Raw genomic sequence first — 24641 nt, 5'->3', positions numbered from 1 at the left:
CCTGGCATCGCGCCGGCGCTGCCGGATCACCCCGTCCGGATGAGTGCTCGGCGGGCGTGATCCCTGCGTACCCGTGGAGGTTGATGGTGCGAATCACCGTGCTGGGCGCCGGCTCCTGGGGAACCACGGTGGCGTCCGTGCTGACCCGCCGCGATCATGAGTCGCTGATCTGGGCGCGCAACCCGGCCACCGCCGACGAGATCAACGCGAAGCACACCAACGAGCGGTACCTGGCGGGCTTCCCGCTACCGGACCGGCTGCGCGCGACAGCGGACCTGGCCGAGGCGGCGGCCCACGCCGAGCTGCTGGTCGTCGGCGTGCCGACCGGGGCGTTCCGCACCACGCTGGAGCTGGTCCGCCCGGATCTGCACCCGTGGATCCCGGTCGTGAGCCTCAGCAAGGGTCTGGAACGGGACTCGCTCTCCCGGATGACCGAGGTGATCAAGGAGGTACTGCCGGGACACCCGGCCGCCGCGCTGACCGGCCCGAACCTGGCCAAGGAGATCATGGCGGGGATGGCCGCGGCCACCGTGATCGCGACCGAGGACCTGACCGTCGCGACCGAGATCCAGCGGGTGTTCCGGCGCGGGCTGCTACGCGTCTACACCAACCACGACGTGATCGGCTGCGAGGTCGGCGGGGCGCTGAAGAACGTCGTGGCGATCGCCACCGGCATCGCGCAGGGCCTGGGCGTCGGCGACAACACCCGGGCCGGGGTGATCTCGCGTGGTCTGGCCGAGCTGACCACCCTGGCGGTCGCGATGGGCGGCGAGCCGACCACGCTCGCCGGGCTGGCCGGGATGGGCGATCTGGTGGCGACGTGCATCAGCCCGCACAGCCGCAACCGGCACGTCGGCGAGCAGCTCGGCCGAGGGCGCGGCCTGGACGACATCCTCGCCGAGATGGGACAGGTCGCCGAGGGGGTCAAGACGGTGCACGCCGCGGTCCGGCTGGCCGACCGGCACGGGCTGGCGATGCCGATCACCCGCACGATCCACCGGGTGGTCACCGGCGAGATCACCGCCGCGCGGGCCTACGACGGGCTGCTGCGCACCCACCCGGCCGGGCACGAGTCCGATCCCGGCTGACCCTCCGCGGGCGTCGTGCGAGGATGATGATCATGAGCGCCGGCGTCGCCGTGGTCTTCCTCGCCGTCGTCGCGGCGCGTTTCCTGCTGCCGCTGGCCATCCCGTACTTCCCGCTGCCGGCCGTGATCGCCTGCCTCGTCCTGGACGGCGTCGATCAGACCATCTTCCAGACCTTCGGGTACGACCCTCCCGGTTACCAGTCCTACGACAAGGCGATGGACGTCTACTACCTGGCGATCGCCTACCTGTCGACGCTGCGGAACTGGACCAGCGAGGCGGCGTTCCGGATCTCCCGGTTCCTGTTCTTCTACCGGCTCGCCGGCGCTCTGATCTTCGAGCTGACGCAGGCGCGCTGGCTGCTGCTGGTCTTCCCCAACGTCTTCGAATACTTCTTCATCGGGTACGAGACCATCCGGTCCCGCTGGTCGCCGGTCACCGTGCTGACCACCTGGTGGCTGAGTCTCGCCGGCATCATCTGGGTGGTGGTGAAGCTGCCGCAGGAGTGGTGGCTGCACGTCGCCCAGCTCGACCTCACCGACGAGATAGCCGCACACCGGTGGATCCTCGGGCTGATCGTCGCCCTGGTCGCCGGTCTCGCGGTCACGTTCCAGCGGCTGCTCCGGCCCCGGCTGCGGCCCGCCGACTGGGGATGGCGGTTCCGCCCCGAGCCGCTGCCCGAGCAGATCGACGAGCCGCACGAGCAGAGCGCCTGGCGCATCCGCAACGACCGGGTCCTGTCCTGGAACACCGCCGAGAAGGCGCTGCTGCTCGGACTGATCTGCTGCGTCTTCGGGCAGATGCTGCCGGACTTCACCGGGAGCACGGGTGAGTTGTTCCTCGGCGTGGGCGTCACGGTCGTACTCAATGCGGCGATCTCCCTGGCCGTCGCCCGGCGCAGCTGGACCATCCGTTCCACGGCGCTCGCCTTCGCCGCCCGGCTGGTGCTCAACATCGTGCTGTCCGTCGTCGCCAACGCGCTGCTCGGGCTGCGCATCGACGGCTACGAGACGCTGTTCTTCCTGACGATGATCTCCCTGATCACAACGCTGCACGATCGCTGGCGCCCGGTCCACGAGTTCCGCGTCCGCGCCGCCTGATCCACCGGTTGCGCTCCGCAATCGGTCCACTTAGGCTGCTTACTGGTTGCAAATTGCAACCGGATGCGGAGGCATACCGATGGCCAAGCTGATCAACATCGACATCGTGTCCCTCGACGGGCGGGTCAACGACGAGAACGGCAAGTTCGGCTGGGCCGAGCCGATCGAAGAGGTGCACCGCTTCATGAACGACCTGGACAGGGAGATCGGCACCCACCTGTACGGGCGGCGGCTCTACGAGGTGATGTCCTTCTGGGAGACCGCCCACGAGGACCCGGCCGCCCCCGACTACGTCCTCGACTACAGCGAGATCTGGCGGTCCTCCGACAAGATCGTGTACTCGTCGACGCTGACCGAGCCGCGGACCGCCCGCACCCGCATCGAGCCCACCTTCGACCCGGAGGCGGTGCGCGCCCTGAAGGAGTCGTCCACCCGGGACCTGGCGATCGGCGGCGCAACCCTGGCCGGCGAGGCCTACCGCGCGGGCCTGATCGACGAGGTCGGCCTGCTCATCTGCCCGGTGATCGTCGGCGGTGGCACGCGGGCGCTGCAGGGCGGAGTCCGCCGCGACCTGACCCTGATCGACCAGCGCACGTTCTCGAAAGGCACGATCTTCGCCCGGTACCGGGTGGACGGCTGACCCGCGCGGCCTCAGGTCAGCCGTCCGTGGCCGCCGCCTCGGCGAAGACGGGACGGCCGTCGATGCTGTGACCGTTCTTCACCCTGCGGTACTCGGCCAGGTCGGCGTCGGTGCGCCGGCCGTGAGAGCGCAGCAGCAGGTCCCGGTCGCCCTCGTAGGACATCAACGGCACCGCGTACCCGCAGGAGTCGCTGACCCGGTCGACGGCGACGTCGATCACCGACCGGACGCCGTGGGTGTCCGGCGCCGCGCCGAACAGGCGCAGCAGCTCCGGGAACTCCGGCTCGGTCACCGGCACGGCCCGGCCCCGGCCGTGCAGCCGGACGATGTTCGGCGGGCCCTGGAACGCGCAGAACATCAGGGTGATCCGCCCGTTCTCGCTCAGGTGAGCCGTCGTCTCCGCGCCGCTGCCGTGATAGTCCAGGTAGGCGACCCGATGCTCACCGAGCACCGCGAACGTGCCGCCCATCCCCTTCGGCGAGACGTTGACATGCCCGCCGGGCCCGGTCGGGGCGGTGGCGACGAAGAACATCGGCTGGGCTTCGATGAACGCCCGCAGGCGCCCGTCGATTCGTTCATGCACCTTCATGGACCCGATGCTGCCCCGCCGCCGCAAACCGGTTCGCTCGCATTCCCACTCCGCGGGCGCCGGACCCGCGGCGGTGCGGCCGTGGCAGCGTGGATGAGGCCACACGCAACGCCGGCACCGCGGGGACGAGGTCACACGCAACGCCTGCGTGGCGATCCATCAACGCCAGGGCAGGGATGGAAGCACACGAACCGAGCAGCCACGTCGATCCGGCGGGGATCAGCGGCGGCCGGTGGAGAGGGCGACCAGGAACTGGCCGCCGCCCGCGTCGACGGTGGCGGTCACCGGCAGACCCGGGACCAGCCGGGAGAAGCGGTCGACCAGCCAGTCCGCGGCCTCCTGAGCGTCCCTCTTGCTCGGGCAGCGGGCCACCAGCTCACGACCGCCCTTGCGCTCGAGCCGCTCCGCCACGGTGATCAGCGGCGCTGGCTCCACCACGTTGAGCCGCTCCGGCCACGCGATGACCACCTTGACCGCGCCCTTGCGGGTGTTGCAGGCCCGATGCGCGAGGCGCTCAGCGATCTTGGCTTTGCGGTCCGCGGTACGGCTGTCGACGCTCGGCCCCCGCGGATCGTTCACGGACATGTCCGGATCGACCGGCTCGTCACACACCCAGCAGCGCCAGCCGTCACGCTTCGCGACCTCGTCAAGGGAACCCATCAGGACAATCTAGTCCCCGCCCCCGACGCTCAGCGCAGGGCCGAAGGCGGCCTTCCGCTGACACCACGCGGCTGAGCCCCGCCCCGGACGCTCAGCGCAGGGCCAGGAGCTGCTCCAGGACGTCACCGGGTGCCGCGCGCCCGGCGATCTCGGCCGCCACGGCCGCGGACGCGGTGCGGTAGGACGGGTCGGCGAGGACCTTCTCGACAGCGGTGGCGATGTCCGCCGGCTCGGTGACGACCAGGGCCGCGCCGGCGGCGGCCGCGCGCTCGGCGTTGACCGGCTTGTCCAGGCCCATCGGGAACAGCACCATCGGCAGCCCGGCGCTCAGCACGGACAGGACGGTGCCGGCGCCGGCCGCGGACACGACGACGTCGGCGGTCGTGAGGAGCTGCTTCATGGGTACGAACCCCGCCGTGCACACCCGGTCACCGGTGGACGCCTCGTCCCCGTGGAACGGGGCGACGAGGATGTTCACGTCCAGCCGGCGCAGCGCGGCCACGACGGCGGCGAGGGCGTCCGCGTCCTCGACAACGGTCCCGAGTGTGACCAGCACGGTCGGCCGGGCGCCGGGGCCGGGGAACCGCGGCGGGGTCCAGGCCGGGCCGCCGGCGGTGTGCGGTTCCGGGCGGATCGCGATCCTCCGGACCGGGAAGCTGTCGGTGGGGCGCAGCAGGCTGTCCGGCCACGGGTCGACGAAGGCCACCGGCGGGGTGCGGGTCACCCCGTACCCGGTGAATCTGGTGTTGATCTCCTGCTCGAAGGCACGGTGCAGGGGCTCGGCGAGCGGGAGGGTCGAGCCGTGGACGGCGAAGGGGACGCCGCGGGCGGCCGCGACGAGCTGCCCGACGAAATCGACCATGTCGGCGACGACGAGGTCCGGCGCGAAGGTGGCCGCGGCGGCGAGCGCCTCGGTGGCGCCCAGGTTCAACCGGGACTCGACGAAGAACTCGACGGCGCCCCGGGCCATGTCCTGCAGGGCGTCCAGACTGGTCCGGCCGGTCACGTCGGCCAGTGTCTCGGGCATGCTCGGGCCGGCCGGGAGCAGGGTCAGGTCCGGCGCCGCGTCGCGCAGGGACGGGTGGGTCAGCAGCGCCACCTCGTGACCGGCACGGACGGCGGCGCGAGCCAGGGGCAGCATCGGAAGCAGGTGGCCGAAAGCGGGCACGCTGGTGAACAGGATTCGCATGATTTCCTCAGGCCTTCAGTAGGGTTTTGCCGACAGCGGCGCGGGACTCCATCGCGGCGTGCGCCTGCGCGGCCTGTTCGAGCGGGAACCGCTGGCCGACGACGGCTCGCAGGGCGCCCGCCGCGGCCAGGTCGAGTGCCGCCACGGTGTGCCGGCGCTGATCCTCGGGCGACGCGAAGACGCCGCGTTGCATCCGGATACCGCGCTGCTCGGCCGCCTCGTCCGAGATGTCCGGCCACCCGGTCGACCCGCTGAATCCGAAACTGATCATCCGGCCGCCCGTGACGAGCAGGTCGAACGCGGTCTCGGCGACGGCGCCGCCGACACCGTCCAGCACGACGTCGACCTCCCCTGCGGCCGCGCGGACCGCTTCCGGCCAGCCCGGCTCGAGGTAGTCGACGGTGTGCCGGGCACCCAGCCCGCGCGCCACCTCCAGCTTGCGGGCCGTCCCGGCGACCGCCACCACCTCGGCGCCGGCGGCCACGGCCCGTTGCACCAGCAGCGACCCGACGCCTCCGGCGGCCGCCTCGATCAGCACCCGGTCGCCCGACCGGACCGCCGCCGCCTCCATGATCATGAGCGCGGTCCGCCCGTCGGCCAGCAGCGCGGCGGCGTCCTCGGTCGCGACGCCCGCCGGCACCTCGATCACCTGCCCGGCGTCCACGGCGACCAGCTCGGCATAGCCACCGGAGCCGCCGGTGCCGGTCACCACTCTCCTGCCGACCAGGTGCCGCACGTCCGCCGAGCCGGCCGCCAGCACGGTGCCCGCGACCCCGTTGCCGGGGATCATCGGCGGCGCCGGGAACGGGCCGAAGCCGGTCGCCCGGAACATCGTCTCGATCCAGGTGATGCCGGCGAACTCGACCGCGATCAGCACCTCCCCCGGGCCGGCGACCGGATCCGGCCTGTCCCGAACCTGAAGCAAGGACGGGGGCCCGAAGGCCGTCAGCCACACCGCTCGCATGAGGAACTCCCTAGTCATCACTGTCGACTCTATTCGGTAGAGCTGACTCTGATGAAAAGTAGCAGCTATGATCACCACATGATTTCCGGCCCCCGAACCTCCGGCCCCCGGACTTCCGACCCTCGCGGGCGAAGAGCCGAATACGCCCAACTGACCCGCCAGGCGATCCTGGAAGCCGCGCGGGACCTGTTCGTGTCCCAGGGCTACTTCGAGACCCGCGTCGAGGAGATCGCGGCGGTGGCCCGGGTCGCGCCCGCCACCGTCTACGCGGTCGGCGGCGGCAAGAACGGCCTGCTCCGCACCCTGATCGCGGACGGCACCGCGGGCCAGGACGTCGCACAGGTCATCGCCCGGATCGAGGCGATCACCGACCCGGCGGAGCTGCTCCGCTTCATCGCGCACGCGACGCGGGCCACCTTCGAGCAGTGGTCGGCGCTGATGCGGCAGGTCGTCGCCGCCGCCCCGCGCGAGCCGGGCGTGCGGGAAACCCTGGACATCGCGCACGACAGCATGCGCGGCGGTTTCCGGCTGGCCGCCGACCGGCTCGCCGCCCTGGGCGGTCTGCGCGACGGCGTGGACGCCGCCCGAGCAGCCGACATCCTGTGGCTGCACCTGTGCAACGCCGCCTACTTCATCCGCACCGACGACCTGGGTTGGTCGCTCGACGAGTCCGAGACCTGGGCCACCGAGGCGCTGACCACGGCGCTGCTGACCGAACGGGGTACCCGATGATCACTGTTGCCGTCGCCGTCGGTGTCGCCGGCGTGCTCCTGCTCCTCGCGGCCGCCGCCCTCCGGCGCCGCCGCGCGGCCGCCGCCCCGCTCCCGCCGGTCGATCCCGAGACGCTGCGCGCCGAGATCGCTCAGGAGCTCGCGCGCAGCGGCGGCGTGGCCGCGATCAAGCGGTACCGGCAGCGCACCGGGGCGAGCCTGGCCGAGGCGAAGGCAGCGGTCGACCGGATCAGCCGGGGACCGGGCGATCACCGCCCGACGTGATGGCCTCCCTCGGCGGGCAGCACCGCACCCGTGGTCCAGCGGCTCTCGTCGGAGAGCAGGAACAGCGCGGCCCGCGCCATGTCGTCGGGCAGCGCGATCTGGTTCATCGGCGCCATCGCCGCGAGGTGCATCTGGAAGTCGACGGGCAGCTGGTCCCACATCTCCGTACGCGTGGAGCCGGGAGCCAGCGCGTTGACCCGGACGCCGAACGGCGCCAGTTCCAGCGCCGCGCTCTTGGTGAGGCCGTTGACGGCCCACTTCGAGGCCACGTACTCGGAGATGCCCGCCACGCCGACCATGCCGCCGATCGACGACACGTTGACGATCGACCCTCCGCCTGCCGCCAGCATCGCCGGGATCTCGTGCTTCATCGACAGGAACACGCCCTTGGCGTTGATGTCCATGACCCGGTCGTACGTCGCGGTGGCCTTCTGGTGAACCGGCGTGCCGTCGCTGGTGACACCGGCCGCGTTGAGTGCGCCGTCGAGCCGGCCGAACCGCGTGACGGCCAGCGCGACCGCCGCCTCCACCGAGGCTTCGTCGGTGACGTCGAGGGGCACGGCGACCACCTCGTTGTCGCCGGTGGACAGCTCGGCGGCCAGCTCCGCCAGCCGGTCGGTGCGCCGGGCCCCGGCGATGACGTGCGCGCCCTCGGCGGCGAAGCGCCGGGTGGCGGCCGCGCCCATGCCGGCGGACGCACCGGTGATCAGGATGACGCGGCCCTGCAGACGGCGGCCCTCGATGGTGATCGGGGCCGGGTGGTGGTTGGGGTTGACTGTCATGTCGATCTCCACGATGTCGTTCTCTCCAGGAGCCCTGGAGGCGTGATCACCACCGTGCCGCGGACCGGCTCGGAGCACGAGAGACCGCTTCTGCCTAGGACTGACAGGGCGACCCTGATCGGCCGCGGATACGCGACCATGGGCGCATGAGTCACCACGAGATGGCGCGCTGCCTGCGCGCCTGGCGCGACCGCCTCACCCCGGCGAGCGCCGGCCTGCCCAGCGGCGCCCTGCGGCGAGCCCCCGGCCTGCGCCGCGAGGAGGTGGCGCATCTCGCCGGCCTGTCCGTCGACTACCTGGCGCGTCTCGAGCAGGGCCGGGCCGGCAACCCGTCACCCTCGGTGCTGGAGTCCCTCGGCCGGGCCCTGCGGCTCAGCGACGACGAGAACGCCCACCTCTTCCAGCTCGCTGGGCACGCCAATCCGCGGTCCGCCGGGGTGAACCGGCATCTCACGCCCGGCGTCCAGCGCATGCTCGACCGGCTCGGTGACGTCCCGGTCATGGTTCTCGACGCGGCGTGGCAGCTGGTGGCCCTCAACCCGCTCTGCGCGGCGCTGCTCGGCGACCTGAACGGCGAATCGGGGCGGCGGCGCAACCTGCTGTGGCGTCACTTCACCGGCGTGGCGTCCCGGGTGGTCTCCACGCCGGAGACGGACGCCGCCTTCGAGGCCGCCGCCGTCGCCGACCTGCGCGCCGCGGCGGGGCGTCATCGCCATGACCGGAACCTGCGGGCTCTCATCGCTGAGCTGCGGCAATCCAGCCCGCGGTTCGCGGAGCTGTGGCAGCGCGGCGCGGTGGCACGGCATGCCTCGACCCGGAAGACGATCCGGCATCCGCAGGTCGGTCAGCTCACCCTCGACTGCGACGTCCTCACCGTCGAAGGCAGTGATCTGCGGATCGTCGTCTACACGGCCGACCCGGGATCGCCCGACGCGCGCACGCTGGCCCTGCTCGGCGCCATCGGCATGCATTCCTTCCCCGGCGACGTGGTCACGTCCGGGGCGTGATCAGGGCGATCACCTGATCCGCTCTCCGTCGCCGGGCCCGCCGGTGAGGACGTCCAGCACGCCGGTGAGCTGCAGCGTCCGGCGGGTCACGCCGTGTGCGTTGGTGAGCCGGAACGCGATGCCTCGCTGGGTGACCCGCCGATGGGTCTGCACGAGCGCCTGGATGCCCGACGAGTCGCAAAAGTCAAGATCAACAGCATCGATCACGAGGGTACGGGGTTCGGCCCCGGCCAGCGCCGCTGCCACGTGATCGTGCAGGTCCGGGGCCGTGGACATGTCCAGTTCGCCGGAGACCAGCAACCGCGTCACACCGTCGGCGTACTGCGAAGTGATCTTCACGGGTGCTCCCTGCCGCTGCCGGTCTCCGTGGCGGGACCCCAGGGATCCGGGTAGCCCTGTATCTCGGCGCGGACCCGCTTGCCGCCCTGGTGCTCCTCGACGTGCCAGCGCCGGGTCAGCGCCTCGATCAGCGCCAGCCCGCGCCCGCCCCGGCCGTCCGGCTCCCGTCTGCGGGGAACCACCGAGGACCCGTCCGCCACGGAGACGATCACCTGATCGCCGTACGCCTCGATCTCGAGCACCACCGACCCCGCGCCGTGCTGCACGGCGTTCGTCACCAGCTCGCTGACCACCACGGCGACGTCGGCCGCCCAGCCTTCGTCGGCGTAACCCCAGACCTGGAGCACGCTGACCACGGCTTTCCGTGCGGTCCGGGGTGAATCCGGGCCGATGGGTACGTCGAAGTGTGCTGTCAGAGTAGTCATCCGACACCTGTTACCTAGCGCTGCGCCACCACAACGACGGGTACGCCGGAGAACCCGTCGCCCGTGTCAAAGGAAACCACACGAGCGCCCGTGCGCCCAACGGGCGGGTTCACCCCGTACCCCCTGGTCTTGCGGTGTGGCGGTAGAACGGTGACGTGATCGTGGTGGTGACCGGCCCGAGCGCCGCCGGGAAGACGACGTGGTGCCGCCGGCACGTCCCGGACGACACCGTGCCCGAGCACGTTCCGGACCCCGGCGAGACGCCCGGGCCGGACCCCGCCGGCCAGGCGGCGTTCTGGTGCGAGGCCGGCGCCCGGCGGTGGCGGCAGGCCGAACGCCAGGAGCGCCGCAGCGGCCTGGCGGTCTGCGACGACGACCCGCTGAAGCTGCACTACGCCTGGTCGCTCGCCCGGATCGGGGAGCTGTCGTGGCCGCACTGGCGGGCCGAGGTGGACGCGCACCGCACCGCCGTGGCGGCGGGCCGGCTCGGATTCGCCGACCTGGTCCTGGTCTCTGCGCCGCCGGAGGACGAGCTGCGCCGGCGCCGCGATGCCGACCCCACGCGCCGGCGCCGCAACTTCGACCTCCATGTCCGGCTGGCCGGGCCGCTGCGGGAGTGGTACCGGGCGGTGGAACGCGCCGGCGCCGCTCACGTCGTGTGGGAGCTGCCCCCTGCCGGACTGCCCGCGGAGCTGCCGCCGCCGAGGGCCGGCCGATGCGACGCGGAGGCGTTCGACGCCGTCATAGCGGCCTTGCCGGAGGCGTCATAGCGGCCCTGCCGGAGCCGCCATAGCGGCCCTGCCGGAGCCGCCATAGCGGCCGTGGTGATCCCCGACCTGACGCCCGAGGACGATCGGTCCACGGCGGCGGACGCGAGCCGGGCCTGGTCGACGGCGAGGTGGTGCTCGCGGTTCACCGCGCGTGGGACCTGGTGCGCGCCTTTCTCCGCACCGGCCGGGCCAGTGATCTCGGCGAATGGCGCCCGCTCTAGCATCACCGGATGTTCGGACGCTTCCGCAGAACCTTCACCCCCGACACCGACTACGCGCAGGCCGATCTCCAGCTGCGTGACGCCCGTAGCCGGGCGACCTCCGGTGACTGGAACGCGGCCTCACAGCTCATGCACGCGACCGGCCGTGACTGGGAGTTACGCAGCCGGCGGCTCGCGGTTCTCGGCATCGCGGCCGGGCACGCCCCGCAGTGGGTGGACGCCTGGGAGACGGCGATCCCGGGCGACCCCACCGTCGCCATCCTGCGGGCCGAAGGGCTGCTGGAACTGGCCGGCCGGGCCCGCGGCGCGGCGTCGGCGCGCAACACCACCCCGGAGCAGTTCCAGGAGTTCCACCGGCTGGCCGCCCTGGCCGCCGACGCCAGTGAACGGGCCGTCACGCTCAACCCCGAGGACCCCTATCCCTGGGTGCTGCGGATGGACTCGATGCTCGCCAACGGGTACCAGCACCGCGACGACTTCCCGGTCGCCCTGGGTGAGGCGGTCGCCCGGGACCCGCACCATTTCGAAGCCCATCTCACGGCGGTGACCTTCCTCTGCCAGAAGTGGTACGGCTCGCACGAGGAGATGTTCGTGGCCGCCCGTGGCCCGGCCACGGCGGCGCCGGCCGGGGCGTCGGTGGTCCTGCTGCCGCTGCTCGCCCATTTCGAGTACGCCTTACGCGAGTTCGGCTTCGAGACCCGCGCCGAGTCGCTGGCCGCGAAGAAGGAGTACTTCCACCGCCCCGAGGTGATCGAGGAGATCACCTGGTGCGCGACCAAGTGGCGGGCGGCCGGCGAACCCCGCCTGACCGGCCGCGGCATCACCCTGCGGCACTGGCTCGCGCTCGCCAATCACCTGTCCGACCGGGACCGCGAGGGCACCCGGGCGCTGCTCACCCAGATCGGCTCGTACCTGGGCAGCACCCCGGCGTACGGCTACTTCTGGATGCGCCAGGCAGACGGCTTCCACGCCGTCACCAAATGGGCCCGATAGTGGCTTCCACCCCGCCGGCGTCGAGCCCGCTGGACACACCACCGCTGTTCGCGGCCCTGCACGGCGCACGCAGCGTGCTGCTCGCCGGGGCCGGCGGCGGCTTCGACGTGTACGCGGCACTGCCGCTGGCCATCGCTCTGTGGAACCGCGGCGTCACGGTTCACCTGGCGAATCTGTCGTTCACCCCACTGGAGATGCTCGATCTCAACGTGTGGACGGCGCCCGATGTGGCGGTCGTCCGCCCGGAGACCGCCGGGCCGGAGGAGTACTTCCCGGAACGGACCCTCGCCCGCTGGCTGGCCGCCCACGACCTACCGGCGACGGTGTACGCCTTCGCGCGCACCGGCGTGCAGCCGCTGCGGGCCGCGTACCGGCATCTGGCGGGCGAACTCGGCATCGACGCGATCGTGCTGATCGACGGCGGCACCGACATCCTGATGCGCGGCGACGAGTCCGGCCTGGGCACGCCCGCGGAGGACATCACCAGCCTGGCCGCGGTCGCCGGTCTGGACGTGCCGGTGAAGCTGGTGAGCTGCCTCGGCTTCGGCATCGACGCCTATCACGGGGTGGTGCACAGCCAGGTGCTGGAGAACCTGGCCGCGCTCGACCGGGACGGCGGCTACCTGGGCATGCTCTCCATCCCCGGTGCAGGTCGGGAAGCCGTGCTGTACCGCGACGCCGTCGCCGACGCGCACCGGGCCACACCGATGCGCCCCAGCATCGTGCAGGGCCAGATCGCCGCGGCGACCCGGGGCGACTTCGGTGACGTCCAGTTCACCCGCCGGACGGCCGGGAGCACGCTGTTCGTCAACCCGCTGATGGCCGCGTACTTCACGGTCGACCTGGTCATGCTCGCCGGCCGATGCCTCTACCTCGACCGCATCGAGCAGACCGTCGGCATGCGCCAGGTCGCGACGCGGATCGAGGCCTTCCGCGAGGACATCACCTTCCGTACGCCCCGCGCCTTCCCACACTGACCGATTCGGTCGATGCCCGGGCGGCCGGGACGAGCTCGGCCCCTTCAGACCGTCCCGCCCGCACCTGCTGACCTCGCGGCGGTCATCGACGCCGCGCGTTCCGACTCGGCGGCCGTGACGCCAGCGTCACGCCTGCCGGCATGACGTGGCGGACGCGGGCGACGCATGCCGTAGCGCCCTGAACAGATCCTCGAGACATTGCTGTCCCGTCGTCATTACACCCGCCCCCCGGATGTGGCCAGACCCGTCATGGGTGTAGCCACATAGCCGTTCCCGAGAGGCGATCAATTCGTCAACCACGCCTCCTTCAGCACGTTGAGAAGCGCGGATTGACGCGCGCGCAGGACCTCCGGAGTCCATTGGGGTTGAAGAAGGACCTGGCTCGTCAGCGCGAACGTGGCGACGCCATTCTTCCCGGCGAAGTAGGCCGACTTCTTCTTCGTGAAGTCAAAGTTCCGTGCCTGTGAGTTCTTCGTACGGTTCAACAGCACCAGGTTGGCGATACGATGTGTCCAGTATTCCCGCTGCTCATCAGTGAACTTGACCTTCCACATGGAGGCGGGTGCCGGGTTCTGCGGCAGCACGTGCTCCACGGTGATCCGCGCATGCTCATACGTGACGCCGGGTGCCTGCGCAAGCAATTCGTCGAGGCGCAGCAGCACGTAACGCCGCACCTTTTCCTGGAGATAGAGATCGCCGTTCAACTTTTGCGCGACTTCCTCCTTCTCGGCTTCGGACAGGGCTAGCGACGGTGCGTCCAGTCCCGCGCCATCAGTGAGCTCTCGCAGCAGTGCGGCGTAGCGCTGGGCTCGCGGGGTCGCGTAGACCCGGCGGATGAGCATGCTGGCCGCCAGCCGTTCGAGTGCCTTGAAGAAGTCGTCCAGCCATGCGGCATCATCACCGTGACGGCGGAGTGCCCACAAAGCAGGCGGCAGCCAGTCACCGTTGTCGATCTGCGCCAGCCTCCGGAACCAGTTATTGACCTTTTCTGCACCAACTGGCGCCGCGTAAGCGAAGTCTCGGATCTGACCGTAGGCCTCGGCATACGGCGTTAGCACGTCGTCAATGAAGTCGGCGCCCTTGCCCGGTAGGTAAGAAGCGAGAACTTGTTCGGGAAACTCCTTGAGCAGCTCCCTCTCCGGGCGCTTCATGGCGAAGATCATCCTGATGTGCTGGAAGAGCTCGGCGAAGAGTTCACGGCCCACCAGCTCCTCAGCGCTCTCCCACTTCTCGGCGTACGCATCTAAGTCACCAGGTGGCAAACTGCCAATGATGTTCGATTTGAAGATGTCAGTGGGGAGCAGATCGAGCCCACGGGCGTTCATCACGCTGAAGATACGGTGGGCGCTGGCCAAGTCCGGGGTACTGACGACTACCAGGTAGGTGCGCCTGCTCAACATCCGCATGAGGTCGAGGCGGCGGTGAGGCTGCCATTGGGCGAGGCGTCCGTGCAGGGCATTTGCGTTCTCCTGAACGGCCCTCTGCGCATCGGTATTGGCCGCCGTTTCCTTGAGAGCCCGCAGATGCGTCACGCTCCCAGCGCGCTGGATGTGATGCGCGAAGAACGCGCGGTCACGTTTCCGCAGCGCAAGACGGGGCCGAGATTCCAACCCCAGGATCTTGTCACCCGGTTCGGAGATCAACTGGCCAAGGCTTGAGCGAACCTCATCATCGTCGGCCAAATCCCGCAGGACCGCGAGCAGAATGGTCAAGGTCGTCAGCCGCTGCTGGCCGTCGATGACCTCAACTGCCGGCTCCTGCTTGTCCTTCACGAGAACGATGGAGCCGAGGAAGTATGGCTCCGTGCTGTCGCGGTCCAGCGCCTCGCTCAGATCGTCCAGTAACTGCAGCGCCTGTTCCTTACGCCACGCATAGGGGCGCTGATAATCAGGGATGCTAAAGCTGTAGTCGCTGCAGAAGACCTTATGGAGCGGCATTTCATGCGCCTCGAGTTGTGGCATTGACGCATTATCTCTACCAGATCGGGCGGCCAGCCTCGCCCGGACGGCTACCTGTTCCTGGTCTATCGACCATATTGGAGGGAGCGATGACGCGAACATCACAGGGGCTCGCCAGGGACGCCAGTGCGCCTATCGGCCGACACCGCGTCACCGGGGATGCTTGCTACGAGCAGCACTTCAACGCCGAGTTCCTGGCTTTCCTGAGCAGGTCGCCGAAGCCCACCGGCCCAAGCCATCCGCCGCGGCAGCTTCACGAGCGCTCACCGTAAGCCTTCGGCGTGACCTCAGAGGTCTTGCCATACGTGCGGCTCCTGGTAGGCGTGCCAGCCGTAGAAGAACCAGTCCGCGAGGTCCCGCAGCCGTTCCAGGCAGTCCTCGTAGTACTGCACCGGCTCAGGGCGAGGAAAGTTCGGGTGACTGGTCCACTCCGCCACGAAGTGTGACGCGTAGTAGAACCCCTCCGCCATCCAGCGAGGCAGGCCATCATGGCCTTCGTATTGCTTGCAGGCCTTCCGCATCGCCTGCTCCAGCCGGCTGAAAGCCGCCCGGTCCCAGACGAGGTCGGCGCCTCGCAAGCGCAACAGGAAACTACCCTCCGCTGCCTCGAACTCCTGCCTCAACACGGTCAATGCATCATCCACGTCCGCATCCTGACATCCAGGTACGACAAGGCCGGGGCCGGCGATCCACTCCGGACAGACGACACTAGGGCCATGTAGCGAGCGGTTCCCAGGATGGCCGCCACCGCGCTTGCCCTCCCCAGAGCTTGTGCCCAGGGCAAGTACAAAGCTCGGCGTGATTCGAACCAAGGTGATTACCCCGGCGAGGGCGGCGAACCCTGCACCCGTTGGGCCCGGGATCTCCACGGGTTGCGCACAACCGGGGCGTAGGGTCGCCGCCATGATCCGGATGATGAGCGCGCGATCGGTGTACCCGTGAGAAGCGCGCACCACCCCGTGAGCCGGCCCTCCCTCGACGGCGGGGAGGCGCGACCCGATGTCGGGCGGGTGCGGAGCCGGGCGCTGCTGGTCTCGGTCGCCGGGTGGCTCGGGGTGGCGGTGGTCTACCTGATCGTGGCGTTCTCCACCGAGGGGGCGCCACCCGGCTGCAGCGGGATCCAATGCCTCAACACGCGGGGCATGCTCCTCGCGATGGGCTTCCTCTTCGGGTTGCCGATGATGCTCATCGGGATGGCGCTGAGCGCGGCCGCCATCGTCGTCATGTCACGGTCGGCGCGGTCCGGACCGGTGCTGGGGATCAAGGTCACGGGCGTCGCGATCGGTGTCGTGCTGGTGCTGGCGGGGTCGTTCGTCATGGCGACCTTCTGATCCGAACGGTGGCCGTCGATGGGTACGCTGCGGCCGTGGTGATAGATCTGGACCAACCGCCCCAGCGCGACTCGAGGCGGCGGCTCACCGGCACGCGGGCGCTGGCCCTGGTCGTGCTCGGATCCTTCCTCGCCGGAGTGCTGGTGGGCGGCGTCACCGCGTACCTCCGGTGGTATCGGCCTTTGGCCTCCTCGGCGGAGGAGGCCGATCGGGCCGCGAGCTCGACCGTCTCGGTGCTGCTCTTCGCGGAACCCGGGATGGTGACGGCAGACGGCGCGCGGCGGCGGGTCCGCATCGAAGCCCAGGTCACGGTCGTGAACGCCGGGCCGGCACCGGTCAACGTGATGGCCGTCCGGGCCGGGCAGCCGGGCGTCACCGTGCGCAGCGCGGAGAGGGAACGCCAGATCGCGCCGGGCGCGGAGATGCCGGTCGACGTGACGGTCGAGTTCGACTGCACGGCTGACGAGCCCCTGAATCTCGCCGCGTCGATCACTGCGGAGACCGAGGACGAGCAGATGCGGACGGTCGCGCCGGTGGCCCTGCACGGCACACCGTGGATCCAGAGCAGGCAGGACGGCTGCGCCCGCATCGGCTGACACGCCATCGGTCGCGCATGTTCCGGTCGCCCGCGTGGCGCCCTGAGCAACCGGAAGCCGGGGCGTGGTGCCCTGAGCGACCGGAAGCCGGGGCGTGGTGCCCTGAGCGACCGGAAGCCGGGGCGCGGAGTGCCCCTGTCCCGCCCTCGCCGTCGTGGATCTGCGCCCGGTGGTGTGCTGTGCCCTGTGCGCCGTCACCTGTGCCGTGTGCTGGGCATGCGGTGTGTGTCGGGGAATCGAACCCCCGCGCCTGCCCCCGGCGCGCCAGGCATGAGCCGGATTACCCGCCGGCTCTCGGGTTCGCGCACGCCTCCACGTCGGCTACCTGCTCCGCGCCTGTCAGTCGAGCAGGTCGACCTCCCAGTTCGTCCGCTGGATCAGCGTGTCCACCTCCCGGATCTGCCGGGCCAGGTCGTCGGCCTGACGCCGCAGCTCGGCGACCGGCAGGGCCGGGATCATCTTCAGCTCGGACCGCAGCTGCCGGTAACCGCGCTGACCCTCACCGGCCGCCGCATCGGCCGCGGACGTGATCACGCTGTGCCGCAGCCGCAGGACGTCCCGGCGGGCGAGCGCGTCGGTCAGCGTGCCGCCGTCGACCACGGTGGCGGCGTTGGTGCGGTTGATCCTCCGGATCAGTGATTCCAGCTCGTCGAGCACCTCGCCCGCCTCGGTGAGCAGGGCGGTCGCGTCCTCGGCCGGCGCCTCGCCCTCCTGGAAACGGGCGCTGCCGGCGATGCGGGAGCGCAGTTGTTCGGCACGGCGCGACGCATCCGCGCGCAGCGCGAGAGCTTCGGCGAGTTTCATGGGAGCAGTATGTCCAGTCAAGATCGACGCCGCCTCCGAATTACGGCGCCGGCTCGTCCAGGCGCAGGATCGTCTCCTCGATCTCGGCGCCACGGGCGTTGGCGAACCCCACGTCCGTACCGATAGGGGTGAATCCCGCCCTGCGCAGCACCCGCAGCGAGGCGGCGTTGTCGCTCGCCGCGCGCGCGAAGATCGGGCGGACCGGGACCGCCGCGAGGAGCAGCGTGAGTGCCCGGCCGGCGATGCCCCGACCCCAGGAAGACCTCTCGATCCAGTACGTGACCTCGGTGTCACCGTCCATGACGAAGCTGCTGATGCTCCCGACGAGACGGCCGTCGAGGGTGATGGCGCGCAGGTGGACACCGGGCGTGCTGCGGATCTTCGCCATGTGGGCGTCGAAGGCGGCGCGATCGTCGGGATCCGCCGCGGTGAAGGCGGCCATCGTGACCGACTCCGGGTCGCGCATCTGCTCGAACAGGGCGTCCAGATCGGAGTCGTCGACCGGCCGCAGTGCCACCTCACCCATGAGCGTCTCCAGACATGGTCCGCATCGGTCAGCGGGACCGAACCTATCAGTGCGGGGCTTCCCTTAGGGGCGCGACCAGGGCCCGCGGACATTGAATGTGATCACTGATGCTGGAAGCGTCGGCAGCGTCAGACGTCACCGTTCGGGGGGAGACTCATCATGCTCAGCCGTAGATCCGTTCTGGCCGGCTCGGCCGCGGCGGCGATCGTCGCGGGTGTCGGCACAGCGACCCGAGCCGACGCGTCAGCCGGCGGGCTGAACCGGGCCGGCGGGTTGGATCGGGCCGGCGGGTTGGATCGGGCCGGCGGGTTGGATCGGGCCGCTCTGCAGGAGGCGCTGGATCGGATCGTGGCGACCGGTGCGACGGCCGCGCTGGCCCGGGTGGACGGGCCCTCCGGCAGCTGGCGCGGCGCCAGCGGGGTGGTGCGCCTCGGGCATCCGGCGCGCCCGGCGGCGGGCGGGCAGTTCCGGGTCGGCAGCATCACCAAGACGTTCGTGTCCACCGTGATCCTGCAGCTCGCCGGTGAGCGGCGGCTGCGCCTCGGCGACACCCTGGACCGGTGGCTGCCGGGCGCCATCCCGAACGGGAACCGGATCACGATCCGCAACCTCCTGCAGCACACCAGCGGGATCTTCGACTACACCGAGGCGCTGTTCGGAAGCATCGACGACGTGCTGGCCGCCCGGTACCGCACGTTCCGGCCGGAGGAGCTCGTGGCGCTCGCCGCCGGACGGCCGCCGGTGTTCGAACCGGGGACGTCGTGGTCGTACTCCAACACCAACTACATCCTTCTCGGCATGATCGTGCGGGTGGTGACCGGTCACCCGTACCGGAAGGAAGTCGATCGTCGGATCCTGCGGCCGTTGGGCCTGCGCGGGACCGAGGTGCCCGGCATCGACACCACGATCGACGGACCACACGCCCATGGGTACGAGCCGATCGAGCGCGACGGCGAGACCGTCCCGCTGGACTTCACTGATCTGAACCCGTCGATGGCGGGCTCCGCCGGGGAGATCGTCTCGACGACCGGGGATCTCAACCGGTTCTACCGGGCGCTGCTGGGCGGGCGGCTGCTGCGGCGCCCGCAGCTGGCCGAGATGCTGGCCGACCCGGTGGGCGAGAGCGGCTACGGCCTCGGCATCTATCAGCAGATCTTGCCCGGCGGGCTGACCCTGTGGGGGCACAGCGGGGGGATCTTCGGGTATCTCAGCTACTCGTTCTCCACGGCGGACGCGGCTACGCAGCTCACGGTTTCGGTCAATCCGTGGATCGGTGACTTCGACGAGGCGCTGAACGATCTGGCCCTGGCCGCGTTCGGGGTGACGGCGCCGGCGGCCCGGGCCGCGACGGGGGCTCCGGCCGCGACGAGGGCTCCGGCCGCGACGGGGGCGATGCGGTTCCCGACGCCGGGTCTGCGCCTGCCCGCGGCCTGATCGCCAGTGGCCTCCTCGCCGGCGACCTGATTGCCGGCGGCGTGCTTGTCGGTGGTCCGCTTTCGGCGGTCTGCTTTTCGGTGGCCTGACGCGGTGTCCCCCTGACCGGTGCGATCAGGGGGCCCCGCGCAGGTGGACCGGCAGGGCCTCCAGGCCGTGCATCAGCAGGCCGGTCCGCCGGCGCAGTTTGTCCGGCGGCGCCGCGATCCGGATGCCGGGGTACCGGGTGAGCAGCCTCCCCACGGCGATCCGGCCCTCCAGCCGGGCCAGCGGCGCCCCCAGGCAGAAGTGGACACCGTGACCGAAAGCGAGATGCCCGCCATCGCCCCGATCCGGGTCGAACGTGTCCGGGTCGGGGAACCGTTGCGGGTCACGGTTCACCGCGAGCAGCGAGACGAGCACCTGCTCCCCCGCCGGAATCGTGGTCTCCCCCAGCGTGATCGGCTGGGTGGTGACCCGGTAGGTGCTGGTGGCCGCGGGACTCGCCATCCGCAGCACCTCCTCGATCACGGCGGGCAGCAGCGCGGGGTCGGCCAGGACCCGTTTGCGCTGGTCCGGCCAGCGGCAGAGCAGGTAGACGGCATTGCCGATCAGGTTGGCGGTGGTCTCGTGGCCGGCCACCAGCATGAGCAGGGCCATGCCGACCAGCTCGTCATCGGAGAGGCCGCCGCCCGCCGGCAGCAGCCCGTCGCCGGCGCGGCCGCCGCCTGTGACCCGCGCGTCTGAGTCTGCGCGGCCGGCGGTCACCAGCGCGCTGAGGAGGTCGTCGGCCGGCTGCGCGCTCTTGCGGGCGAGCAGGTCCCGGAAGTAGCCGACGATCTGCGACATCGCGTCCACCATCGTCGCGCCACCCGTGATGATCACGGTGGACCAGGCGTGGAACGGGCCGCGATCGGCCACCGGGATGCCGAGCAGCTCGCAGATCACTTCGAACGGCAGGGGTACGGCAAACCGCTCGATCAGATCCGATTCGGACACCGTGTCCATGTCGTCGAGCAGCCGGTCGGCGATCCGCTCGATCCACGGCGCCAGGGCCTGTATCCGGCGCGGGGTGAAGGCCGCCGAGACCAGTCGCCGCAGCCGGGTGTGATCCGGCGGGTCGCGCAGCAGCATCTGGGTGGCGAGGGCCGCGCGCAGCGGCGGGGGCAGCTGGTCGACCGGTTGCTGCTTGGAGAGCGACGGATCGGCCAGCACCCGGCGCGCCTCGTCCCAGCGGGTGACCAGCCAGAACGGGATCCCGGCCGGAGATGTCACCCGGTGCGCGGGGCCGGCCTGCCGCAGCGCGGCCAGGGCCGGGTGCGGGTCTTTCGCGTACGCGTCGTCGAACAGCGTCACCGGTTCCCCCTCCGGACGCGGGCAGACATCGACCATGGTAGGTCGAAGGCGGATGCGTCCGGCACCGCGGGGAAGCGGGCGACGACAATCCGACATCACCGGCACTTTCCGCTCATCTACCGAGATGCTGGGCGTACCCCATCGATTGAAATGGATGTGACGGGATGCCGCGTCCGGAACGTTCGCTGGATCCCGCGGCCGGCCCGGTGCAGCTGTTGGCCGCGGAGCTGCGTGACCTGCGCCGGCAGGCGGGCAACCCGGGCTACCGCGCGCTCGCCGCCGCCAGCGGGTACTCGGTGGCGGCCCTCTCCAACGCCGCCGGCGGCCGGCAGCTGCCGAGCCTGCCGGTGACGCTGGCGTTCGTCCGGGCCTGCGGCGGCGACGAGTCCGCCTGGGAGGAGCGCTGGCGGCAGGCCTCCGCCGCCCAGCGGCAGGAGCGCGCCTCCGGGGAGCGGCCGCCCTATCTGGGGCTGATCAGTTACGGTGCCGACGACGCGGACCGCCTGTTCGGGCGGGAACGGATCGTCACCCGGCTGCGGGAGACGCTCGAACGCCATCGCTTCGTGGCCGTGTTCGGCGCATCCGGCAGCGGCAAGTCCTCGCTCGTGCGGGCCGGTCTGATCCCGGCCTGGCGCCGCGACCACGCCGGAGCGGGCCCGGTCACGGTGATCACCCCCGGCGCCGAACCGCACAAGGCTCTGCGCCGGGCCCTCGATCCGGCGCCGGCGTTGCTGGTGGTGGACCAGTTCGAGGAACTGTTCACGCTCTGTGCCGACCCGGCCGAGCGGGACGCCTTCATCACCGAGCTCGCAGCGGCAGCCGAGCCCGGCCCGCCTCCGGCCGAACCGGACTCCGGCGCCTCCGCGGCGGACCGGCGGATCGTGATCGCGGTCCGCGCCGACTTCTACGCCCGCTGCGCCGAGTCCGCGCCGCTGGCCGGCCTGCTCGCCGGCGCCAACGTCCCGGTCGGCCCGCTGACCCCCGACGAGCTGCGCGAGGTGATCACCGAACCGGCTCGCCGCGCCGGCCTCAGCGCCGAACGGGCGCTCGTCACCCAGATCGTGGCCGACGCCGAGGGCCAGCCGGGTGCCCTGCCGCTGATGTCGCACGCGTTGCTGGAGACCTGGCGGCACCGGCGCGGCGACGTCCTGACCGTGGCCGGCTACCAGGCCGCCGGCGGGATGAGCGGCGCGATCGCCCAGACCGCGGAATCGGTCTACCAGCAGCTGACCCCGCCCGAGCGGGAGACCGCCCGCGAGGTGCTGACCCGGCTGGTCACGCTCGGCGAAGGCGTGCCGGACACCCGGCGCCGGGTGCCACGCGACGAGCTGGACCAGCCGGCGGCCGGCACGGTGCTGGGCGCGCTGGCCGCCGCGCGCCTGCTGGTGCTCGACGCCGACACCGTCGAGATCGCCCACGAGGCGCTGATCACGGCCTGGCCGCGGCTGGACGACTGGCTGCACGGCAGCCGCGACGACCTGCGCCTGCACCGCCGGCTCACCGAGGCGAGCCGTGCCTGGCGCTCGCATCACCGGGACAGCGGCGCGCTCTACCGGGGCGCTCCCCTGGCCGCCTGGGACGGCCGTGACCTGCAGCGGCTCAACGCCCTGGAACGGGAGTTCCTGACGGCGAGCCGCGACCGGCGTACCCGGGAGGCGACCGCCCGGCGGCGCCGGCAGCGGCTCACCCTGACCGCGCTGACCGCCGGTGTGGTGGTGATGACGGTCCTCGCCGCGGTCGCCGCCGTCCAGGCGTCCCGGGCCCACCAGCAGCGCGATCTGGCCCGCTCGCATCAGCTGGTGGCGAACGCCGCGGCGCAGGCCGGGGTCGACCAGGAGGTCGCCCTGCTGCTGGCGATCGAGGCCTACGACACCCAGCCCACCGCGCAGGCGCAGGCCGCGCTGCGCCAGGCGGTGACCGATTCCCGGGTACGGGCCGTCGTCCCCACCGGACACGGTCAGGTCCTGGACGTGGCGTACCGGCCGGACGGCGCCGTGGTCGCCAGCGCCGGTGTCGACGGCACGGTCCGGCTGTGGCGCCGTGACGGCGCCGACGGGCTGGACGCCACCCCGCAGGTCGTCCCGTCCGGCGGCGTGGCGATCAACGACGTCGCCTTCAGCCCGGACGGCCGGTGGCTGGTGATGGGCAGCGCCGCGGGCCTGGTCTCGGTGCTCGGCATCGCCAGCGGCACCACGCGCATGCTGCGCTCGCCGATCGGCGACAGTGTGCACGCCGTCGCGTTCAGCCCGGACGGCAGGCGGGTGGCCGCCGCGGTCGGCGACGGCACGGTCCGGATCTGGGACGTGACGGGACGGCCGCTCGCGACGCTGAAGCTGGGCAGCCCGGCGCTGGGCGTCGCGTTCAGCCCGGACAGCACCCGCGTCGCCGCCGCCGGGACCGGCATCATCCGGATCTGGAACGCGTCGGGCCTGGGTACGCCGAGGACGCTCACCGGCCACGAGGGCGCGGTCAAGAAGGTGGACTTCAGCCCGGACGGGCGGCTGCTGGCGAGCGCGGGCGACGACGGGACCGTCCGGATCTGGCCCGCCGTCGGCGCCGGTGACCCGGTGATCCTGCGCGGCAACGACTCCTCGGTGGAGACGGTGACGTTCAGCCCGGACAGCCGGCGGGTGGCCAGCAGCCACAGCGGCAGCAACACGATCCGGATCTGGAGCGTCCTCGGCGACCAGGACCCGGTGGTGCTGCGCGGGCACGACGGCGCGGTGTGGAGTCTCGCGTTCAGCCCGGGCGGGCGGCGGCTGGCGAGCTCCAGCACCGACGGCACGCTGCGGTTCTGGGATCCCGCGGTCGCCGCCGACCCGCTCGTCCTGCGCGGCCACCGGGGACCGGTGTGGTCGGTCGACGCGGACGCCGCCGGGCGGGTGCTGGCCGCCGCCGGGTCCGACGGCACGGTACGCGTCTGGCGGCACCCGTGGACCGCAGCGCCGACCGTGCTGCGGGGCAGCGAGGGCGAGGTCTCGGCGGTCGCGGTCAGCCCGGACGGGCGCCTCGTGGCCGGCGGCGGCACGGATCGGACGGTCCGCGTCTGGAACGCCCGGACCGGTGACCTGCGAGCCGCGCTGGCCGGTCACAGCGGGGCGGTGTCCGGTGTCGCCTTCAGCCCGGACTCCGAGCTCGTGCTCAGCGCGGGCCACGACGGCACGACCCGCATCTGGTCGCTCGCCGGGGATCTGTCCCGGATCCTGCAGGGCCACCGGGGCGGCATCGGCGGCCTGGCGCTCAGCCCGGACGGGCGGCGGGTGGCGAGCGCCGGCGGCGACGGCACGGTCCACGTCCGTAACGCCGACGGCACCGGCACGCCCACGGTCATCCAGGACCAGCCGCCGGGCCGGCAGGTCTGGTCGGTCGCCTTCAGCCCGGACGGCAGCCGGGTGGCGGCCAGCGGCCAGGACGGCGCGGTGCGGATCTGGCCGGCCGACGGTCACGGCTCCCCGGTCTCCCTGCACGGGCATCGCGACACCGTCTGGAGCGTCGCCTTCAGCCCGGACGGGCGGCTGCTCGCCAGCAGCGGCCAGGACGGCGACGGCGTCCGGATCTGGGAGGCCAGGACCGGGCAGGAGCTGGTCACCGTACGGGGTCACGGCTCCACCGCCACCCAGGCCGACTTCCTTCCCGACGGCCGGCTGGTCACCGCGCATCGCGACGGGACCGTCCGGATCTGGCAGTGCCGGGTCTGCGGCCCGATCGCCGGGGTCCGTGCCGAGGCGGGCACGCTGGTCACCCGTACCCTCTCCGCGGCCGAACGTGAAACGTTCCGCCTCCCACCGCGATGAGCCGGGGTTGTTCAGTCCGGGCCGGGGCTACTGAACAACCCCGGCACCCGGTTACCTGGGAATCAGCACAGGGGGGGTGAGGCCACCTCCTGCCACGGGGGGAGGAGGTGGCCTCGCGCAATGGCCG

General features: G+C 71.5%; 25 protein-coding genes. 13 read left to right on the top strand and 12 right to left on the bottom strand.

Going from position 1 to position 24641, the window contains the following annotated elements; genetic code table 11:
- The first annotated feature begins 83 nt into the window (after positions 1–83).
- From AMIS_RS15545 to AMIS_RS15535, 3 genes are all read left to right on the top strand, one after another.
- Entirely contained in the window at positions 84–1088 is a 1005-nt protein-coding gene (locus tag AMIS_RS15545; protein WP_014443278.1) for an NAD(P)H-dependent glycerol-3-phosphate dehydrogenase, read from the top strand.
- A 32-nt stretch (positions 1089–1120) separates the two neighbouring features.
- Entirely contained in the window at positions 1121–2185 is a 1065-nt protein-coding gene (locus AMIS_RS15540) for a hypothetical protein (protein WP_157434879.1), read from the top strand.
- Positions 2186–2264: 79 nt separating this feature from the next.
- Entirely contained in the window at positions 2265–2825 is a 561-nt protein-coding gene (locus AMIS_RS15535; protein WP_014443276.1) for a dihydrofolate reductase family protein, read from the top strand.
- A 16-nt stretch (positions 2826–2841) separates the two neighbouring features.
- Here AMIS_RS15535 and AMIS_RS15530 read toward each other — a convergent pair whose 3' ends face one another.
- The 4 genes from AMIS_RS15530 to AMIS_RS15515 all read right to left on the bottom strand — a co-directional run bounded on the left by AMIS_RS15530 (position 2842) and on the right by AMIS_RS15515 (position 6227).
- On the bottom strand, positions 2842–3414 hold the full coding sequence (locus tag AMIS_RS15530) for a pyridoxamine 5'-phosphate oxidase family protein (RefSeq protein WP_014443275.1): 573 nt from the start codon (positions 3412–3414) through the stop codon (positions 2842–2844).
- Positions 3415–3633: 219 nt separating this feature from the next.
- Positions 3634–4074 carry a hypothetical protein gene (locus tag AMIS_RS15525; protein ID WP_014443274.1) on the bottom strand — a complete coding sequence of 147 codons (441 nt, stop codon included), beginning with the start codon at positions 4072–4074 and terminating at the stop codon, positions 3634–3636.
- 91 nt (positions 4075–4165) lie between these two features.
- Positions 4166–5263, bottom strand: coding sequence for a glycosyltransferase (locus AMIS_RS15520; protein WP_014443273.1), 1098 nt, complete (start codon positions 5261–5263; stop codon positions 4166–4168).
- Between the two features lie 7 nt (positions 5264–5270).
- On the bottom strand, positions 5271–6227 hold the full coding sequence (locus tag AMIS_RS15515; protein ID WP_014443272.1) for a zinc-binding dehydrogenase: 957 nt from the start codon (positions 6225–6227) through the stop codon (positions 5271–5273).
- A 78-nt stretch (positions 6228–6305) separates the two neighbouring features.
- On the opposite strand from AMIS_RS15515, the gene AMIS_RS15510 reads away from it, so the two are divergent.
- Positions 6306–6959, top strand: coding sequence for a TetR/AcrR family transcriptional regulator (locus tag AMIS_RS15510; RefSeq protein WP_014443271.1), 654 nt, complete (start codon positions 6306–6308; stop codon positions 6957–6959).
- Positions 6956–7222: a hypothetical protein gene (locus tag AMIS_RS15505; protein ID WP_014443270.1), complete on the top strand. Its 267-nt coding sequence runs from the start codon at positions 6956–6958 to the stop codon at positions 7220–7222. The genes AMIS_RS15510 and AMIS_RS15505 overlap by 4 nt, the downstream gene beginning before the upstream one ends.
- Here the strand turns inward: AMIS_RS15505 and AMIS_RS15500 are convergent.
- Positions 7207–8004: an SDR family NAD(P)-dependent oxidoreductase gene (locus AMIS_RS15500; RefSeq protein ID WP_014443269.1), complete on the bottom strand. Its 798-nt coding sequence runs from the start codon at positions 8002–8004 to the stop codon at positions 7207–7209. The genes AMIS_RS15505 and AMIS_RS15500 overlap by 16 nt on opposite strands.
- Before the next feature lie 146 nt (positions 8005–8150).
- Between AMIS_RS15500 and AMIS_RS15495 the strand changes: the two genes are divergently transcribed.
- On the top strand, positions 8151–9011 hold the full coding sequence (locus AMIS_RS15495) for a helix-turn-helix transcriptional regulator (protein ID WP_014443268.1): 861 nt from the start codon (positions 8151–8153) through the stop codon (positions 9009–9011).
- A 9-nt stretch (positions 9012–9020) separates the two neighbouring features.
- Here the strand turns inward: AMIS_RS15495 and AMIS_RS15490 are convergent, their stop codons facing one another.
- Both AMIS_RS15490 and AMIS_RS15485 read right to left on the bottom strand, forming a co-directional pair.
- Positions 9021–9350: an STAS domain-containing protein gene (locus AMIS_RS15490; RefSeq protein ID WP_014443267.1), complete on the bottom strand. Its 330-nt coding sequence runs from the start codon at positions 9348–9350 to the stop codon at positions 9021–9023.
- Positions 9347–9775 carry an ATP-binding protein gene (locus AMIS_RS15485; RefSeq protein ID WP_083888640.1) on the bottom strand — a complete coding sequence of 143 codons (429 nt, stop codon included), beginning with the start codon at positions 9773–9775 and terminating at the stop codon, positions 9347–9349. Before AMIS_RS15485 ends, AMIS_RS15490 begins: the two co-directional genes overlap by 4 nt.
- Before the next feature lie 155 nt (positions 9776–9930).
- Here AMIS_RS15485 and AMIS_RS15480 point away from each other — a divergent pair, with 155 nt between their 5' ends.
- The 3 genes from AMIS_RS15480 to AMIS_RS15470 all read left to right on the top strand — a co-directional run bounded on the left by AMIS_RS15480 (position 9931) and on the right by AMIS_RS15470 (position 12736).
- Positions 9931–10545: a hypothetical protein gene (locus AMIS_RS15480; protein ID WP_014443265.1), complete on the top strand. Its 615-nt coding sequence runs from the start codon at positions 9931–9933 to the stop codon at positions 10543–10545.
- Positions 10546–10775: 230 nt separating this feature from the next.
- Complete coding sequence (locus AMIS_RS40570) at positions 10776–11759, top strand: hypothetical protein (protein ID WP_014443264.1); 984 nt, start codon at positions 10776–10778, stop codon at positions 11757–11759.
- Positions 11759–12736, top strand: coding sequence for a DUF1152 domain-containing protein (locus AMIS_RS15470; RefSeq protein WP_014443263.1), 978 nt, complete (start codon positions 11759–11761; stop codon positions 12734–12736). Before AMIS_RS40570 ends, AMIS_RS15470 begins: the two co-directional genes overlap by 1 nt.
- 284 nt (positions 12737–13020) lie before the next feature.
- Here AMIS_RS15470 and AMIS_RS15465 read toward each other — a convergent pair whose 3' ends face one another.
- Both AMIS_RS15465 and AMIS_RS15460 read right to left on the bottom strand, forming a co-directional pair.
- Positions 13021–14697, bottom strand: a complete 1677-nt coding sequence (locus tag AMIS_RS15465) for a DUF262 domain-containing protein (protein ID WP_014443262.1) — start codon at positions 14695–14697, stop codon at positions 13021–13023.
- Between the two features lie 284 nt (positions 14698–14981).
- Positions 14982–15338, bottom strand: coding sequence for a hypothetical protein (locus AMIS_RS15460; RefSeq protein WP_014443260.1), 357 nt, complete (start codon positions 15336–15338; stop codon positions 14982–14984).
- 315 nt (positions 15339–15653) lie between these two features.
- Here AMIS_RS15460 and AMIS_RS15455 point away from each other — a divergent pair, with 315 nt between their 5' ends.
- Both AMIS_RS15455 and AMIS_RS15450 read left to right on the top strand, forming a co-directional pair.
- On the top strand, positions 15654–16025 hold the full coding sequence (locus AMIS_RS15455) for a hypothetical protein (RefSeq protein WP_157434878.1): 372 nt from the start codon (positions 15654–15656) through the stop codon (positions 16023–16025).
- A 35-nt stretch (positions 16026–16060) separates the two neighbouring features.
- Positions 16061–16621: a hypothetical protein gene (locus AMIS_RS15450; protein WP_157434877.1), complete on the top strand. Its 561-nt coding sequence runs from the start codon at positions 16061–16063 to the stop codon at positions 16619–16621.
- A 339-nt stretch (positions 16622–16960) separates the two neighbouring features.
- Here AMIS_RS15450 and AMIS_RS15445 read toward each other — a convergent pair whose 3' ends face one another.
- Positions 16961–17425: a DIP1984 family protein gene (locus tag AMIS_RS15445; RefSeq protein ID WP_014443257.1), complete on the bottom strand. Its 465-nt coding sequence runs from the start codon at positions 17423–17425 to the stop codon at positions 16961–16963.
- Between the two features lie 40 nt (positions 17426–17465).
- Complete coding sequence (locus AMIS_RS15440) at positions 17466–17951, bottom strand: GNAT family N-acetyltransferase (RefSeq protein ID WP_014443256.1); 486 nt, start codon at positions 17949–17951, stop codon at positions 17466–17468.
- Between the two features lie 159 nt (positions 17952–18110).
- Here AMIS_RS15440 and AMIS_RS15435 point away from each other — a divergent pair, with 159 nt between their 5' ends.
- The gene (locus tag AMIS_RS15435) at positions 18111–19385 is read left to right on the top strand and encodes a serine hydrolase domain-containing protein (protein ID WP_014443255.1); all 1275 of its coding nucleotides are present in this window, start codon (positions 18111–18113) and stop codon (positions 19383–19385) included.
- A gap of 114 nt (positions 19386–19499) precedes the next feature.
- Here the strand turns inward: AMIS_RS15435 and AMIS_RS15430 are convergent, their stop codons facing one another.
- Positions 19500–20720: a cytochrome P450 family protein gene (locus AMIS_RS15430; protein ID WP_051042010.1), complete on the bottom strand. Its 1221-nt coding sequence runs from the start codon at positions 20718–20720 to the stop codon at positions 19500–19502.
- Between the two features lie 164 nt (positions 20721–20884).
- Between AMIS_RS15430 and AMIS_RS15425 the strand changes: the two genes are divergently transcribed.
- Positions 20885–24514: an nSTAND1 domain-containing NTPase gene (locus tag AMIS_RS15425; protein ID WP_014443253.1), complete on the top strand. Its 3630-nt coding sequence runs from the start codon at positions 20885–20887 to the stop codon at positions 24512–24514.
- Positions 24515–24641 lie beyond the last annotated feature (127 nt).

The organism is Actinoplanes missouriensis 431 (genome assembly GCF_000284295.1).
Lineage (GTDB): Bacteria > Actinomycetota > Actinomycetes > Mycobacteriales > Micromonosporaceae > Actinoplanes > Actinoplanes missouriensis.
The sequence above is the reverse complement of the archived record's forward strand: the minus strand, read 5'-3'. Positions and strand labels throughout refer to the sequence as shown.